Raw genomic sequence first — 16,632 nt, 5'->3', positions numbered from 1 at the left:
TTTGCATCAAAAAGAAGCGATGGACGTGTCCACCGCTTCTTTTTGATTTTTCGTAAATCTCACCGTCTTCATCCGACTCCTACAGGGAAAAGCGCAGCGAAGCCTGCGCTGTCAGAGACAAACAAGACCCGGATTCGCGGTTTGGAAAACCCGCGAATCCGGGCTTGTGTCTCGCCTGAGGAAAGCGGATGAAAAGACAGTGAGATGTTGCACTACCTTGCTTTTTTTCAGAACAGCATGATTTCAAGCAGGCAGTCGACGAGATCTTTCTCCAGATCCAGCGCCTGCAGCTGGTGCATCAAGTTGACCGGCTCCAGACGTTGCGACAATAACCGATACAAGCGGTCCTTCAGATCATAGCCGATCTCCGCCTGATCGAGGAACGTATACAACCGCTCCATCCGGTTATCGTTCGTCGACATGTCGACTTGGAGCGACAAGACTTGTGTCTCACTGACCTGTCCGAGCTCAACCGACAATGATTGGGTCTTGTGATCATACTGACTCGGCAAGACATTCCCGTCACGCGAGACATGTCCTTCGTTGACACCACGCAGGATCAACGTGATGTTGCGTTGACTTGGCAACAACTCCCGTTTGCCGAACGGCGTCGCGATCGTCAATGTCCGCGCTGCCCAGTCGAGTTCGAAGGCCGTCTCGACATTTTCCCCGTCGCGGTGGGCAACACCGACGTTATCATCTTCAAATAACGTGAACTGGTTCGACGCTCCCGGAAAGACGAGCAACTCGAGATGTTCCGGATTATGAAGCGCGTTCGAATGTTCGAGGTGTTGACCAAGCGGGACGATCGCCCCAGCCTTCGCAAGAACTCCTTGATCCTCGAGCTTGCGGAACAGACGCATCTGTTTGCCACCCGTATACCGGTGACCGGTGAAGAAATCAAACCATTCGCCGTCCGGTAACCAGGCCGTCGTCGCCGCGACATGCAAGTTCGGATTCATCGGTTCGACGATCGGTGTGACCATCAATTCCGTCCCGAAATAATATTGGTTCGGAACCGCATAGGCCAGTTCGTCTTCCGGATGTTCGTAATACATCGGGGAGACGAGCGGAAGACCGTCAAAGTGGTTGCGGGCGTTCATCGTATAGATGTACGGGACAAGTTGATGACGGAGACGTAAATACTTCTTCATCACCTGTTCCGATTCGACCGAATACCGCCACGGTTCTTTCCCGTTAAAGATACTCATCGTACTGTGCAGACGCATGATCGGGCTGAAGACACCGTACTGTAACCACCGGGTCGACAGTTCATCGTCTTTTTCCCCACGCTGGTGTCCCCCGATATCATGACTCCACCAGCCGTAGCCGATGTTCGAGGCCGTCGCCGTGAAATACGGTTGGAATTTCAGTGATGCCCACGAAATCAACGTGTCTCCCGAGAAACCGACCGGATAACGGTGACTGCCGGGTCCGGCATACCGTGAGAAGATCAACGGGCGGTTACCGTCACGGGCGATGTCGAGAGCATGGTAATGGTTGAGCATCCAGAGTGGATCAAGGCCCTTCATCTTCGAGTTTGCGCCCTGTTGCCAGTCGATCCACCAGAAATCAACGCCGTCCGCTTCATGCGGGTGATGCAGTTTCGTGAAGTAATGTTCGATAAAATCACGGTCCGAGAAGTCGAACGGAATCCGGTCTTCCGTATCCGGGTCGACGCCCAACGCAACGGCCATCGCTTCATAGGACTCTTCAAAACCACGGACCCCGTCCGCCGGGTGCAGGTTGAGCGTCACCATCCGGTCGTCTGCTTTCAGCCATTGCAAAAATCCTTTTGGGTCCGGGAACAGATCACGGTTCCACGTATACCCGGTCCAGCCACTGCCGTATTTCTCCGGAATGTCCGTCACGTGCCAGTCCATGTCGATGACACTGACCGAAAACGGGACGTCTTCCGCCTTGAAGCGGGTCATCAAATCTTTGTATTCCTTTTCATTGTACCGCCAGTACCGGCTCCACCAGTTCCCGAGCACTTGGCGCGGCAACATCGGGGTCGGACCCGTCAGACGATAAAAATCTTTTAAGGCTTGCTTATAGTCATGGCCATATCCAAAGTAGTAGATGTCTTGCGCGCCTTCTTGACGCGGTTCGACGAAATGATCTTCCGTCAGGACGAAAGAAGCGGAGTCATCAATCGCCGCATAACCTTGTCTAGAGATGATTCCTTCTTCGAGCGGAATCTCCCCGTCGGCATGATCAAGCGTCCGTGCCGTTCCTTTTAAGGTCCGGAGCGGTCCGCCATAGGTGTAGCGGCTGTAATAGGTGCTGAAGTTACCGAGAACATCGATATACAAGGTGTTCGAAGCGAATGGTCCTTTCGTATAATGCAAATGGACGTGTTCCGTGATGATTTGCAGCTCGGTTTCGTCTTCGACGATCCGGAATGAGGGAACCGGAAAATCACGATTCCAGACCGTTTGGGTCGGACGGTCTTCAAACCGTCCATCTGCTGCGTACTCGAGTCGAATCAGACGACTGGTGAGGACGGTGAAGCGGTACGTGTCGCCTTGGACAATCGCTTCCGGTCGTGCCAATGGTTTCATGTCTCGGGTATAGAAATGGGATTCGTCAATTGTGCGCATACGGGATCAGGACGCGAACGCCCTTGTCACTTCCTTCCAATAGATAAGTGTGCAACCGATTACACTATTAGTGTATAGGACTTGTTGTTCCCGTTTCAAGTGACAGTTAATCAAAAAAACGCACCATCCTTTGAAATCAAGGACGATCCGCTTCATTTTTCAGAGCAATGGTGAAATCAGACGTGAAAACGATTCGAAGATCCGGAACCGCATCGGTCGTTTGACATAATCAGCGGATGACAGCTGAATCGAGACCTCAAAATCATCGATGAAATCGCGTTCGAGTCGACCGGCACTCTCAGAGTCATACATGAAGGCCATCAGTTCGTAGTTCAAGACAAAACTCCGGATGTCCATGTTCGCCGTCCCGACGACGGCAATCTTCCCGTCGACCAAAAACAACTTCGCATGGACGAAATGACGGTTGTACGTATAGATCTTGACACCGTCACTCAGTAACGGACCGAAGTACGACCGTGTCCCGTAGTAGGATGTAAAGCTGTCCCCTTTTCCGGGAGTCAAAATCCGGACGTCGAGTCCCGCCCGCGCTGCAAGACGAAGCAGTGTCATCGTCTCATTATCCGGAATCAAGTAAGGGGTCGAAATCCAGATCGAGCGTTGGGCTGAAATGATGGCGGCGATTAGAGCGTTACGGATCGCCGGATCTTTGGATGTCGGTCCACTCGTCACGACCTGAACCGCGCCGTCTGATTCGACATCATGTTTCGGGAAATAGTGTTGAATCGCTTCATCACCGGCAAACGTCTCCCACGTATCACTGCCCTCTAAATGCGCATACAACCAGTCATCGAGGAACGTCGCCTGCAATTCCTTGACGGCCCGCCCTTCAAGCCTGAGATGGGTATCACGCCAAAAACCAAACTTCTTACTTTTGCCGTCGTATTCATCGCCGACATTAAGTCCGCCCGTGAATCCGACCTTGCCGTCAACGACGACAATTTTCCGGTGATTCCGGAAGTTTGCCGTAAAGATGAACAACGGACTTGAAATCGGGTCATAGGCGGCAATCTTCGCCCCTGCTTCCCGGAGTGGCTTCAAAAATCCCTCCCCGAGCATATAGCTGCCGAGACCGTCGAACATGAACCGGACCTCGACCCCCGCTTCGAGCCGTTCGATCAAGGCATCACGGATCGCTTGACCGGTCTCGTCGCTTCGATAAATATAATACTGAATATGGACATGGTGTTTTGCCGAGCGAATCATCCGTAAGATTTCCGGGAACGTCTCACTCCCGTTCGTCAAGATCTGACTCGCCGTGTGGACGTCGACCCCTCCGCCGCCAAAGTTCCGGATCGTATTGGCAAGCTTCAAATGATTCGGTGGCAACTCACTGACGGCAAGTGACCGAACAGGACGAATCGCCTGTTTCAGTAACATCCGTTCGTCATGTGACCGGCGATTCCGCCGGCGTCGACGCGGATTGCGCCCAAACATCATCCAGATGATGACGCCAAGGATCGGCAGGAAAATCAAGACCAGGAACCAGGCGATCGTCGACTCTGCCGTCCGGTTCTCAATGAAGATGATCATGATGACCGCGAGCGGGACGACCGTCGCCGAAATCGTTAAGACATAAAATAAATAGCCGAGCTGGTACAATCCCCAGATGATACCGCCAGCTACTAAAAACACGAGCGCGAACTGAACAAGCCGATTGCGCACTATATTTCCCCCTCTACAACATACTCTTCTTGTATCATTTCCCTCTCTTCTCTAAAAATATAGCAAAAAAAGAAACCACGGATGTGATTTCTTGAAAAGTTGACCTATTTTGAAAAATTCATGTCGTACATCTCACGCCCCGGAATCGGATCCCGGAGTGATGACCAGTCGTTTTCATCTGCTCGGACGAGACAGGCATCAAACTGTGCTTCGAGTGTTTGTTGATCAAAGCCGATGCCAATCAAGACCAGTTCCGTCCGGCGATCGTTGACACTCTCAAAACGTCCGGCATATTCCATGTTCGACGCATATCCTGCTTGATTGAACAACAGCGCGATTTCCGGACGGGTCGCGAGATACAAAAAGCCTTTGGCGCGGACGACTTCTTCCGGCCACGCCTCAATCAAGGCCAGCAAACGTTCCGGATGAAAAGGGACGTCACGCGTGTAGACAAACGAACTAATCCCGTATTCTTCCGTCTCCGGAACATGTTCCTCGGCATTCAGCTCGCGAATCCAACCGGCGCTTGCTGCCGCCTGTTCGAAATCAAACAGATCGACGTCCAAAATCTCGGCCGGATCGACCTGAGCATAGGTCGTCTCGATCAGTTTCGCGATCGGATTCAATGCTTTCAAATAGCCGATGACATCGTGTTTTTCATCATCTGTAAGGCGATCGATCTTATTTAATATAATGATATCAGCGAACTCGACCTGATCAACCAGCAGATCCACGACTTCACGGACATCCGTCTCGTCGACCGCCTGCTGCCGTTCAATCAGCGATTCACCGGATTCAAAATCCTTCAAGAACCGGTAGCCGTCGATGACCGTCACCATCGCATTGATTTTCGTCGTTTCCGTCAAATCAATCAAACTGTCTTCATCGATGTATGTAAAGGTCTGGGCGACGGGAATCGGCTCGGAGATCCCGCTCGATTCGATGACGATGCCGTCGATATTGCCTTGGTCGACGAGCCGTCGCACTTCAAGTAATAGATCGTCGCGTAACGTACAGCAGATACATCCGTTTGACAACGTCACGAATGATTCTTCCGTCCGCGAAAAACCACCTTGTTCGATCAACGTCGCATCGATGTTGACCTCACTCATATCGTTGACGATGATGGCGAGCTTACGCCCTTGCCGATTGTTCAATAAATGGTTCAATAACGTCGTCTTGCCGGAGCCGAGATAACCGGATAGAACGGTGATGGGAATCGGATGCATATTCAAATCTCCTTTTTAGTCAAATCGTAATGATTACGTTTTAAATAGTAATCGTTCCGATTTAGACTGTCAACTGATTTTGTCCCGATAAAAAAAGCTTTCTCCGTTCCGGTCTGTGATACCGGGCCGGAAAAAGCCTGTTATTTGATGATGATTGGTGTCGCTTACTCAAAAAACGACGTCCGGATCAAACGGACGATTGTCTCGGCCGCTTCCTGTGAGAACCCGGCAATCGTATAATGATTCGTGTTTGGGATCACACGGAAAGTTGCGTCCGGCAGACTCTCCGCAAACCGTTGATGGGCAGCGTTAATCCGTTTCGTCAATTCCGGATGCAGCCAGTTTTCCGGCATCCCGCCGGCCCAGTCGGAAGCCGATAAAACGAGCACAGGGGGTGTGACATGGGCGACAACCTGCAAGACGTGTTGATTGTTGTCTTCAACCGCCTGCCACTCGTCTAACGTTCCCCGCCAATGGTTTTTCCGTGCCATGTTCCGCCACATCGGTACCCGGTCCGCTTCCGGCAGACTCGTGAACATCCGCGCGCCGAGATCGTCGGGGATCAACCAAGCGATTGGTCGGACATGACTGAGCCCGTATAAAAAGCGGTTCCATTCCTCTTGTGTCCGTTCGTACCAGTTCGGCAGTTCGGCGTCGACTTCCGGATGCGACGGATCCAGTAAGACGATCCCCGCTGTGTCGTCCGGGCGGCGGCGTCCGAGTTCAAGCGAAATGTAGGCCCCCAGTGAATGCCCGATAAAGACGAACGGTCCGCGAATCGCCAGCAGATCAAGGACCCGTTCCAGTTCGTCCGCTTGTTGCGTGAACAACCGTTTTGATTTACCACGGGTCGATTTGCCGTACCCGAGCCGTGAATATTCAAAGACCCGTCCTTGTTTCAATAATTCACCGCGGAGCCAGCCCCACTGATGATGACTCGACATCATCCCATGATCGAGGATGAATGTCACATTTCCTGTTCCGGTCAGGCGGGTGTCAAACCGTCCGTCCGCTGTATCCACAATTCGTTCCATTCCAACTTCCCCCTACTCAAATAAAGCCAGATCCATCTCATAACCCAGCAGATTCAGATAATCAAACAATTGTGACCGGTGGTGGTACAAATGAACGGCTGCTTCCAGCAGCCAACCGGTCGAGCCGTCCGCGACACCCCAATAGGTCGGTCGGGTCAAAAAACCGGTCATCAGCCGTTGTTCGTAATACTGAAACGACTCGTCCAACCGGTCCACGATTTGGTCTATTGGAACCGGTATCGCATAGAAGTCCGCCATCTCGGAAGCACTTGCCCCCGTCGCGATCCGTAAATCGGCTTCGAGCAAAACCGCGAGATGGACCGCCACCTCATACACCGACCGCTTGCCGGGAATCGGTCGTTTCTGCCAATCGTCCGCTTGAATCAACCGGATCAGTTCCTTGGTCGTGCGGACACCGACTCCGACATGCCGCCGTAATGCGGTTTGCCACTCATCCATGATCTGACCACACAAGTGCCCGTCGTTCCAGCGCTTTGACGAAGGTATTCTTCCCGACGATGTAGGCGTCGATGTCTTCCGGATACTGGTTCGCCAATTGTTCTTTGATTTCACTATAAGCTTCGACTTCGTCCGGATGTTCCCGCAAGTAATCGCGAAAGATGACGTGACGGGTGATTTCCGGATTGCCGCTCGCATAGAGATGAATGTGATGCGTCCGGTCGTCTCCGCCTTTTCGGTAATAGCGGCGGCCCGGCATCCCGAACTCGCCTTTCGCTTCATAGCCGATCTGTTCCATCGCAACGTCAAACGCTTCGATGCCGTCGAGTGAATCAACGACCGGCAGGATATCGAGAATTGGTTTTGCCGACAACCCAGGGACTGACGTGCTGCCGATATGGTGCACCGCAAGCAGCCGTTCCCCGAAAACCGTTCGGAGCCGCACGGCTTCCTGCTCGAACTCGTCCGCCCATGACGTCTGATATGGTATGACGATGACTTGTCGCATGAAATCCTCTCCCCTCGTCTTCAGTATGCCAGTTTTGTCGGAAAAATAAAAACGACTCCTCAAATGAGAAGCCGTTTTGCTGTCTTATTTTTTCGTGATGAAGTAACGCGATTGATCGAGACGGTCCGATGCTGTATAGATGTTCATCTTGTATGAACCTATCGCAAGACCCGTCCGCATCTTCAGGACGTAGTTGCCGTGGTTGTCGGCCACGTCCTGGGCAATCAATTGATAACCGTTGCTTGTTTTTTCGAACAAGCGGACGATTTGACGTTTCTCGACTTTGCCCGTTAATGTCTTTTTACCCGCCCATTTTTTGACCGGATACGTGTTTTTGATGGTGAATGATGCTTTTTTCGTAATTTTGTTTGAGATGTCCGTCGATTTGACTGTGTACGTGCCTGTCATCAAACCGTCTTTGACCGGAATCTTGAAGCCGCTTGCCGTCGTCTTCGCTTTCGCGATTTTCGTCGACCCTTTATACAGCGTGACATCAAGTCCTTCCGTCGCTTTTCCCGTCAGGACCGTCGAACCGTAGACGGCCGATTTCTTGTCGATGGCCGGTGTCGCGACGACACCTGTCCCGACCGTAACCGTCGTTTCTTTTTTCATGAAGCCGAGTTCCGAGACGACCGTCAGTTTGTCGCGCAGTTTAACCGGACGAACGGTGACGGCATACTTGCCGGTTTCGTCTGCTGTTGCCGTACCAAGGACCGTCGTGCCGTTTTTCACCGTGACTTTTGCTCCGGCGACGGCTGTTCCCGTCACAAGTTTTGCACCCGGTTTGACCGCACTGACGCTGACGTTAAAGTCTTTCATCGGCACGTCGAGTTTAAACTTCAAGAATGTCCCTGTCTCACCAGCCCGTTTAACACCTGTGTTCGTGATGCCTTCGTACCGTTTCGTGTAGTCGGCTGCCGCTTCGGCTGAATCAAAGTCCACCGTAATCGGTGTACTCGCAACGAGCGACCAGTTGTTGTCCGCTTGGTAATCCACCGGCTGTTTTGCTTTGATGAAGTCCGAGATGACGTTGCGTGTTTCGTAAGCCGATTTGTAGACGATATTTTTTCCGCCGCCAAGACCCGGGAAGCTGGCGCTGCCGGCACGGTAGTTGTTTGTTGCGACGAGGAACTCTTGATCGTCCTTGATTTCCTTGCCTTGATACTTGATGTTTTGGACACGGCTTGCGTCTTCATTGACGACCACACCATTGAAATCAAACTTCGCCGGTTTCGTGATATCGATATCGTACGTCAGCCCGTCCAGAATATCGAAGTTATAGCTACGGAACTCTTTGTTCAACAAGTCTGTTTTCGCATCCGTCACTTCATTGAATTGACCGGCTGACATCTCGAGCCAGTTCTTGACGTCAGACCCTTTGACTTTGACGACTTCGAGTGTATTCGGATAGACGTACAGATCGGCAACGTTTTTCAACGCGATTGGACCTTTTTTGATCAATGTATAGTCTGACGCATTGACTTGATTACGACCGCCTGTTTTGAATGGTGCACCAGCAGACAGAAGTGGTAAGTCTTTATATTGAGCAAGATCCGCGTTTTCTTTGAGCTGTTTTTCAACGTACCATTTCTGTGCATTCGTGACGAACTGGACCGAATCATCATCTTGAACAAGGGCAAAGAAACTTTGGATATCGTCATTGATTGTTCCGACTTGTTGGCGGATGTAAGCGAGTGTACCTTCGTGCGCTTTTTCGATCAATTTGACGGCACCGGCATCTGCTGTCGTATCTTTCGTGACGTCGGCCAGTTTCGCAGCCGATGTATCGACGACCCATTTATCGCCGTCCTGTTTCAATTGCAGATCAATCACGCCGACGTTTTTCCCTTGTGTGTTGGCCATAACAACCGGCTTGCCGTTGATGAGACCGTTTGTTGCGTCGACATTCGGTAAACCGTTAAAGGAAGATTTCGCATCCGGAAACTTCCCGTGTTGGTGACCGGTCATCAAGACATCGATGTCTGCGATTTTCGTTAACGCGTAGCCAACGTTTTCGTCGCCATCTTTTTGATTCTCTGTATCGCCGATTCCTGTATGGGCGAGCGCGACGACGACGTCTGCACCGGCGTCTTTTAATTTCTTCGCCGTTGCTTTAGCGACCGGTACGATATCTTCCGCTGTCACTTTGCCTGTCAGGTTACCGGCATCCCAGGCCATGATTTGTGGTGTGACGACACCGAAGACACCGACTTTGACCGTCTTCATCTGACCGTTTTGGTCTTTGACTTGACGTTCGATGATTTGATAGTCTTTGCCGTCTTCATTGTAGTCCGAGACGATCGGCTTTTTCGTGACTGCATCGAGGACATTTGAGTTTACAAACTTGATTTCGCCTTTAGACGCACTCATCGCGTTTTTCAAGAAGTCGAGTCCGAAGTTGAACTCGTGATTCCCGAGGGTGACGGCGTCATAACCGAGGTATTCCATCAGCTCATACATCGGGTGTTTGCCTTTGTTGCCTTGATCATATTGATTTTTGACGTAATCGCCAAACGGTGTCCCTTGGAGCGTATCCCCGTTATCAAACAGGAAGCTGTTTGATTCCCCGACGACGTTCTGCTCTTGTTTGATGACGGTCGCGGCTTTGACAAGACCAATCGTCTCATCCTGCGTATCCTTGAAGTAATCGTAGTTCATTGAGTTTGTATGTAAATCAGTCGTTTCTAAAAAACGAAGTTTGACGACGCTGTTATCGGCGGCGAGTGTCTTGACTTGAATGACAGGAGCAAGCATCGGTGCGATCAACGTGCTGGCAATGACGATTTTTGTAACTTGTTTCATCTGATTTCCCCCTAAGTATAAATGACTGCTCAACTAATTTAACACGCTTTCAGTGTAGCTTATAGCGTCTTTGAATAGGTCGGACATCCGTCTTATTTAACTCGCTTAACCAATTCTGAATACCGGCTTTACAGACTTCATGTCTACTTTACAAACCAACTCAAAAAACGCCGGGTGACCTCCTCAGGTCGTCCGACGTTTGGTTGGTTCATGCAGTTGGTTTTCGTTTGATGACAAATCCGATCAATCCAGCAATCAGTGCCATCCCGGCGGCATAGAGCGGAGTCAGTCCAGCGGGTTGCTGGGAAAACTGCAACAAGGCTTCGTTGCGCCAGGCAACCGTAAAGTCCGCCGTCGTCGCTTGAGCAACAAGGAAACTCATGACACCGATCAGGACTGCGAAAACAATCGGATCAAGAATTGTCTTGAATGCCCGGATACTTACGAGTAAATACAGAATAAACGGAATCAGAATCAAGATCCAGTACGCACTTTCCGAGTTGAACGGCTCCGGCGTGACTCCTGCTGATTCGGCATCAAGCGCTTGAATCGTCTGCCTTGCGATACCGTAATCAATTGGTTCAAGATTCAACCGGGTATCGGATAAATCGGGACGTTCACCGCCGAGAATCGTCAACAGTTGTTCTGTCACCCGATCCGTGTCGACTTCTGCCAAAACATCTTCAATCGATTGATTTAATTGACTGGTCGAGGTTTCACCGTTCAGCATCGTCACCGGTACATCAACGTCCGCACCGAGCACATTCGCTTTGTAGGCAATCTGCCCACCGTGCAACAAGTCGTACATGCCGCCGCTACCGGCATCAAGACTGGCAACCGTCAAGGCCGTTCGAAGGGCCGAGTCGCCGTCGTACTGAGATTCATCCGTAATGACGAGATACAGCTGAAGACAGCTCGCAAACATCAGGACAAGCAAACTCCCCCGGGCTGCCGCTGACAAACCGGATAACCCTTGCGGATACAGTGCCAGATAACTTAATCCAATCACGATGCCAAGCGCGAGCAACCCTTGCGCCAACACACCGTCCTGGAACGATAAAAAGGAAATCGAGTCACTGCGCTGAACGAGCATGAACCAGCCGATCCACGCCGTCACTAAAAAACTGACGGACCGGACTGTCCAGCCGAGCCGGTTCGCTTTGATCCGCATCAGTAAAAAGAGGATAAAAACAAATACAATGCCGAATACTGACAGCAATAAGGAACCATAGGTCACATCAAACGTCAGCGGTGACAACACTTGATTCAAATCAATTCCAAAAATCGAGAGAACATCCCCAGCCGAACTCGCTCCGAGTACTTGGTTGATGATTGCTTCCCGGACGGCACCCGGCATTGTCACGTCGAGTCCGCCGACGAACAGCAGCATTAACGTCACCATCACGTCATTACTGCCCCAGGTGACGTTCGCGTCCTGCATTTGTGCGACAAGTGACTGATAATCACTTGAGGACTCGATTTGTCCGGTCACGACCGTCATCAGACCATATAACACGGCAAAGAAAATCAGACCAAATCCAATCCCGAACACGAGATCCATGATCGAAAAGCGTCTGTTGCGCCGCTCTTGTCGTTGCTCCATCCTCAATCCCTCCTTTTCCTTTGTTTGATTATTCCTGTTCTGTCTCATTCAGAAACGCCAGTCGTCTTATTTTTGTGACGATTGGTCATTTCTGTACGCTACACTTTAATTATAACCAATTATGGATAGAAGAGGGATTTTGATTCCATGAGGAGGAACGACGTGTCAATAACAGAAAACCATGCAACAGTATTTGAAAAAATCAGCAGACAATTAAAACTCGGTTCCATCCTTGCAGAGCCGACTGCACTATCGGGTGGTCTCCTCCACAAGATGTTTCGTCTTCAAACAACGCACGGGACGTATGCTATTAAGTTACTAAATCCGAACATCCTCTCCCGTCCGGAAACCCGGCAAAATTTCATCACTTCGGAACGAATTGTGTCGGCTTTACAAAACGAGGTCGCAGCCGTACCTGCCCTTTCGTTTCATGCTTCCGCTCTGCAACAGATCGGTACGGATCATTATCTTGTTTTTCCTTGGACGGAAGGCATCATGTTGAAGATCCATCAGATCAGACCAAATCATGCGTATCACATCGGGGAACAGCTTGCACGGATTCATCAAGCGGATCTTTCCTTGCCGGTTCAGCAGACTGCCGATTCAAATTACTCCCCTGTTGAGTGGGATGTATTCCAAGATCAAATTCGTCAACAAAAACTGGAGATGTTAGAACCTTTCATTGCGGCATTGGATCAAATCAAACAATGGGATCAAAGGGTCACTACTGCTATGACACAATTGGCAGGATCTACTGTCCTCAGTCACCGTGATTTGGACGCCAAAAATGTCTTATGGAACTCCGACGTACCAACCATCATCGACTGGGAATCGGCCGGACCGATTCATCCGATGCACGATTTTATCGAAACTGCCCTTTACTGGTCGCTCGACGAGAACAATCAACTGCACTATCCGCATTTCGAGGCTTTTACGAAGGGATATTTTTCAACCGGTGCAAAACTCCATTTTCCAATTGAACCGGCTCTTTCTGCCGGTTACGCCGGTAAACTCGGATGGCTCGCGTATAGTTTGGCAAAAGCGCTTCGCCTTGAGCCCGTAAACGAGCAGGAACAACAAACTGCCGTCCAACAGGTGTTTGAGACGTTAACTGCACTCAAAAACTATGAAGCCCTTTGCCCGGTGATCCGAAAGTGGTGGCAGTAAAATGGCGAGAACACCCCTCGTATGAGGTAAGAAGGAATTAAACCGATATGGCGATGGAATACACTTTCCTCATGACTCTGATTGAAATGAATCGATACGCCAAAGCAAAAATCTTGTTTGACCATGCTCAGCGAACAGTTGTCCTGCCCCATCGTCAAGACGTCGCCTGCCTGGAGTATTTCTTGTTTTTAGCGGAAGTGCCCGATCAAGTCACACCAAAACAAGAAGCCCTCGCTGTGGCGAATGAAATCTTACGGATGGAACCAAAGAATCAAATCGCAAAAGACTTTTTGAAGGAGAGTGGCTTGTCCACATCGACTCATACATCCACTCTCTTGCATACGTTTCGGACGTTCGGGTTCGTCGGTACGGATGAATTGCCCTACCATCTGATCCACCACATGAATCGAAGGAAGGTCGAGTTCATGATGCGGACTTACGTTGATGGGAAGAACGTCAGCTATGAGTTCCAATTGCAAAGTTTCACCGATGACCGGGAAGACGCCGATTGAAAAGAAGGGACGTATCGTCCCTTCTTTTTTTATGCCTGATTTAACTGTGACTTGTTCGTCATCAACCGCTTGAGACCGCTCGGATTCCGCGACAGCCAACATTTCTCGGTCGAACAGTTATCTGCACTCAAAAACGATATCGTGTTTACCGACAGTGACACGTTCAGCGGCGTGTTCACGGGTGGTACCTTCTTCAAGACCTTCGGACGTGGCGATTGCTACGTCTCGTTGCTCGTCAGTCGTAACTAGGGCGACGAGCTTCTCTAGGTCTTTCTTGCTGACCGTGATCGTCACGTTCCAGTCGGCGCTGTTCGCCAAATCATCCTTCAGTCGGTCCAGTGCTTCCATCTGTCGACACCTCCGTTTGTTCTGATTCATAACTTGAAAGCGGTTCGTTTACTAATGCTTTAATTACATATTGGCATAAAAGTATTTTCCCGGTCCGATCGTGTGTGGTGTCGGCAGGTTCGGGCACGACTTTTATGTTATTCGAAGAAGTAATCAAAAATTCTTTCACACGTCTCGCCTCTTCAAACTGATTCATATGTTCCGAGATTTCTTCCGTGTAATAGACCCGTAGTAGCAATTGAGGACTCGCGGTTTTTCGAAATTCTTCTTTCAAGATTCTTTGTTCTAAAAAGTATTGATGACTCAAAACACGAAATGATAGTGGTAGATTAATCCATTTTCCTTCTTTGTTATCCAAATATCCGATTTGGATTGCTTCAGGTGACTCAATATACCTTTGAAAAGCTTTTTTGTTTCTCGGACTAGTCTGTTCTGAAAAATTGCCCTGATCCTCTGTACACGTCAATAGTAATCCAGTACGTTCATTTTTGCGGTCCGTGTACAACTTGGAGTATAGAGTGTACTTAGGAAATCCTCTGTGGTAGGAATGATAAAAGCTTTCGTTTATCGCACTATCATCCGCAACATCATCTGATTCGAATTTTAAATTTCGATAGTCGTCCGCATTTAAAAGATGGAAGCTATAACTGATATTCGTTGCTGTCCCCATTCCTTTATTCTCTAAGAGCATCGCACCCGGATTGTGTAACGCGTCCAAACTTTCTGTTGTGTGAAACCTCGCTTTATATGAATGAGGAGCGAATAGCGGAACAAGGAATTCTTTCTTCTTCAAAGCTAAGAACGATCCTTTTTCAATACGATATCGCATGGCATTTGCATCAGCTTCACTTTTCGCAATCTCCAAAGCATTTTCCGCCACCCTGACAGAATCTTTTGCCGAGGCAGCGGAGCTTTTTGAATCCTCTCGTGCTGATTGAGCTGTCGCGAGTGATTTCAAGTTAACGAAAATACCAAGCGAAACAAACAACACCGTTCCGATACCGAAGATGATTTCAAATTTATCAGGGAACACATACAGTAACGAAGCTGTCGAAAGGATGATTATTATACCGAAGACGATGATGGTAACGTTCGAAGGAGTGTTAAAATTTTTATTTACTTCCAAATAAGACACCTCTGTTTTTTACTCATCATACCAAATACTTGAAAAAATAAAAAAAAAGATGACGGGTACCATCGATTACTTTAAATGTATGTATAGATCCTAAGCTTGATTCTACTTCAAAATATATTAAATCGAATGAACGTATCTTATTAAACTGATTGATCGGAATAGTGCGGACACTTGTGTAATGCAAAAAAGGAATGCAGGCTTGTGCGGTTCAATACATCAATCATTTTCGACTTTTGTGTCTGTATAACATATGATGAATCTGTTCTAAAAAACATGAAAGATATTCTTAATATAAACTGAGCCCTTGAGTTTGGATAGTTTAATAAAAGCACCTTGAACGTTTTAATGACCGATACATACAACAAACCCTCATTTCGTAATTGAAATGAGGGTTTGTCTATAATCTGAGGGACTTCTTTCAATTAAAGAAGTCCCTACTTTTTTAATCATTCCTGATCTAATTTTGATTTATCGTCTTTTTTCCGATTATTGTACTTTTCTTTATTTTTCATGGCTTCCGGAACAATAGGTGATTTTAAAGCACTCACGATCTTTCCAACTGAAGTGCTTTCTTCTTCAGCATTCTTAAGTTCTACCGTACCTTGGTTAGTAATTGCAGTATGCCAGTCCTCAGATTCTAAATAACGTGTAGCGAACATGTATTGATGACCTTTTTTAACATCTCATCTTCATTATATAAAATCAAGACGCTATTTCCTTCCGAATCTTTATCATATCCACCAAACTGATTAACAATGACTTCTCCTTTTAACTTGCCCTTTAAATTTTTGTTCACTTTTACCGAATACTGTGTTTCCGGCGTTCCATCAAGTCGTTTACTCCCAACTTCTTGAATGACTTCTCCAACAAACACATTTTGAGCAGCACCAACTAAAATTCGATCATCAGAAAAATCAGCCACTTCATTTAAATATGCATTAACAATTTTGACCGGCTTCTTTTCTGATTGGTAATGATCAAATCCATAAACAGTCAGGCCAATAACTGCTGCTACTGAACCTATTAAGAATTTTTTCATAGTTAACGCTCCTTATATTGGATTAATAGCCCCAAAGAGTTCGATAATCTGACTTATCGTGCGAACCTAAAACTTCATAACTGTAAAAGCCAGATCTCAACACGTTTCCAGCAAGTCCGTGATGATCTAATCCAAGAGCATGTCCCATTTCATGAAGTGCTGTGTGCTTTCTTTGAGAACTCGTGAAGTCATAAAAATAATAATCATTGTAGGAGATGGATTGTCAACACTAAACTAGACAATCTTCTTAAGGAGTGATTGTTTGTAGCGAACGGGGCTTTGATAATCCAATGTACCGTGTATGCGAAGGTGGTTGAACCAATTCACGTAATCCTGGAACTCGCGTTCCAGCTCCGTCAAACTCGAGAACACTCGTTTTTTGACAAACTCTGTCTTGATGATTTTAAACGTGGCTTCCGCAACTGCGTTATCGTACGGACAACCCTTTTCGCTCAACGAGCGACGGATTCCGAACGTATGAAGGGCATCCTCAATCAGACGGTTGTTGAA

15 protein-coding genes are annotated in these 16,632 nt (G+C 48.6%); 2 read left to right on the top strand and 13 right to left on the bottom strand.

Annotated elements, in window-relative coordinates; genetic code table 11:
• Positions 1-227: 227 nt before the first annotated feature.
• From KNQ13_RS10440 to KNQ13_RS10405, 8 genes are all read right to left on the bottom strand, one after another.
• Positions 228-2,564, bottom strand: a complete 2,337-nt coding sequence (locus tag KNQ13_RS10440) for a glycoside hydrolase family 31 protein (RefSeq protein WP_236624200.1) — start codon at positions 2,562-2,564, stop codon at positions 228-230.
• A gap of 198 nt (positions 2,565-2,762) precedes the next feature.
• On the bottom strand, positions 2,763-4,286 hold the full coding sequence (locus tag KNQ13_RS10435; protein WP_026829734.1) for a cardiolipin synthase: 1,524 nt from the start codon (positions 4,284-4,286) through the stop codon (positions 2,763-2,765).
• 104 nt (positions 4,287-4,390) lie between these two features.
• Positions 4,391-5,515 carry a GTP-binding protein gene (locus KNQ13_RS10430; RefSeq protein WP_026829735.1) on the bottom strand — a complete coding sequence of 375 codons (1,125 nt, stop codon included), beginning with the start codon at positions 5,513-5,515 and terminating at the stop codon, positions 4,391-4,393.
• A 164-nt stretch (positions 5,516-5,679) separates the two neighbouring features.
• Positions 5,680-6,549 (bottom strand): alpha/beta fold hydrolase, encoded by an 870-nt coding sequence (locus KNQ13_RS10425; protein ID WP_026829736.1) that lies wholly within the window; start codon positions 6,547-6,549, stop codon positions 5,680-5,682.
• A 12-nt stretch (positions 6,550-6,561) separates the two neighbouring features.
• On the bottom strand, positions 6,562-7,008 hold the full coding sequence (locus tag KNQ13_RS10420) for a DinB family protein (protein ID WP_026829737.1): 447 nt from the start codon (positions 7,006-7,008) through the stop codon (positions 6,562-6,564).
• Positions 7,001-7,516, bottom strand: a complete 516-nt coding sequence (locus KNQ13_RS10415) for a GrpB family protein (RefSeq protein ID WP_026829738.1) — start codon at positions 7,514-7,516, stop codon at positions 7,001-7,003. The genes KNQ13_RS10420 and KNQ13_RS10415 overlap by 8 nt, the downstream gene beginning before the upstream one ends.
• Positions 7,517-7,600: 84 nt before the next feature.
• Positions 7,601-10,318, bottom strand: coding sequence for a bifunctional 2',3'-cyclic-nucleotide 2'-phosphodiesterase/3'-nucleotidase (locus KNQ13_RS10410; RefSeq protein ID WP_026829739.1), 2,718 nt, complete (start codon positions 10,316-10,318; stop codon positions 7,601-7,603).
• 208 nt (positions 10,319-10,526) lie between these two features.
• Positions 10,527-11,921 (bottom strand): hypothetical protein, encoded by a 1,395-nt coding sequence (locus tag KNQ13_RS10405; RefSeq protein ID WP_026829740.1) that lies wholly within the window; start codon positions 11,919-11,921, stop codon positions 10,527-10,529.
• Between the two features lie 162 nt (positions 11,922-12,083).
• Between KNQ13_RS10405 and KNQ13_RS10400 the strand changes: the two genes are divergently transcribed.
• A complete protein-coding gene (locus KNQ13_RS10400) occupies positions 12,084-13,088 on the top strand; it encodes an aminoglycoside phosphotransferase family protein (RefSeq protein ID WP_051590438.1) in 1,005 nt (334 codons plus the stop codon).
• Positions 13,089-13,135: 47 nt separating this feature from the next.
• Complete coding sequence (locus tag KNQ13_RS10395; RefSeq protein WP_034773865.1) at positions 13,136-13,600, top strand: hypothetical protein; 465 nt, start codon at positions 13,136-13,138, stop codon at positions 13,598-13,600.
• 117 nt (positions 13,601-13,717) lie between these two features.
• Here KNQ13_RS10395 and KNQ13_RS10390 read toward each other — a convergent pair whose 3' ends face one another.
• The 5 genes from KNQ13_RS10390 to KNQ13_RS10370 form a co-directional block, all read right to left on the bottom strand.
• Positions 13,718-13,948 (bottom strand): hypothetical protein, encoded by a 231-nt coding sequence (locus KNQ13_RS10390; RefSeq protein WP_026829741.1) that lies wholly within the window; start codon positions 13,946-13,948, stop codon positions 13,718-13,720.
• The gene (locus KNQ13_RS10385; RefSeq protein WP_026829742.1) at positions 13,920-15,074 is read right to left on the bottom strand and encodes a hypothetical protein; all 1,155 of its coding nucleotides are present in this window, start codon (positions 15,072-15,074) and stop codon (positions 13,920-13,922) included. The genes KNQ13_RS10390 and KNQ13_RS10385 overlap by 29 nt, the downstream gene beginning before the upstream one ends.
• A 455-nt stretch (positions 15,075-15,529) precedes the next feature.
• Positions 15,530-15,742, bottom strand: a complete 213-nt coding sequence (locus KNQ13_RS10380) for a hypothetical protein (protein WP_026829743.1) — start codon at positions 15,740-15,742, stop codon at positions 15,530-15,532.
• On the bottom strand, positions 15,721-16,122 hold the full coding sequence (locus KNQ13_RS10375) for a hypothetical protein (RefSeq protein WP_026829744.1): 402 nt from the start codon (positions 16,120-16,122) through the stop codon (positions 15,721-15,723). Before KNQ13_RS10375 ends, KNQ13_RS10380 begins: the two co-directional genes overlap by 22 nt.
• A 234-nt stretch (positions 16,123-16,356) precedes the next feature.
• A partial coding sequence (locus KNQ13_RS10370; protein WP_214773221.1) for an IS3 family transposase occupies positions 16,357-16,632 on the bottom strand: 276 nt, incomplete at its 5' end.

This window comes from Exiguobacterium sp. s128 (genome assembly GCF_018618815.1).
GTDB classification, from domain to species: Bacteria; Bacillota; Bacilli; order Exiguobacteriales; family Exiguobacteriaceae; genus Exiguobacterium_A; species Exiguobacterium_A antarcticum.
This window is presented reverse-complemented; position numbering and strand designations above follow the sequence as displayed.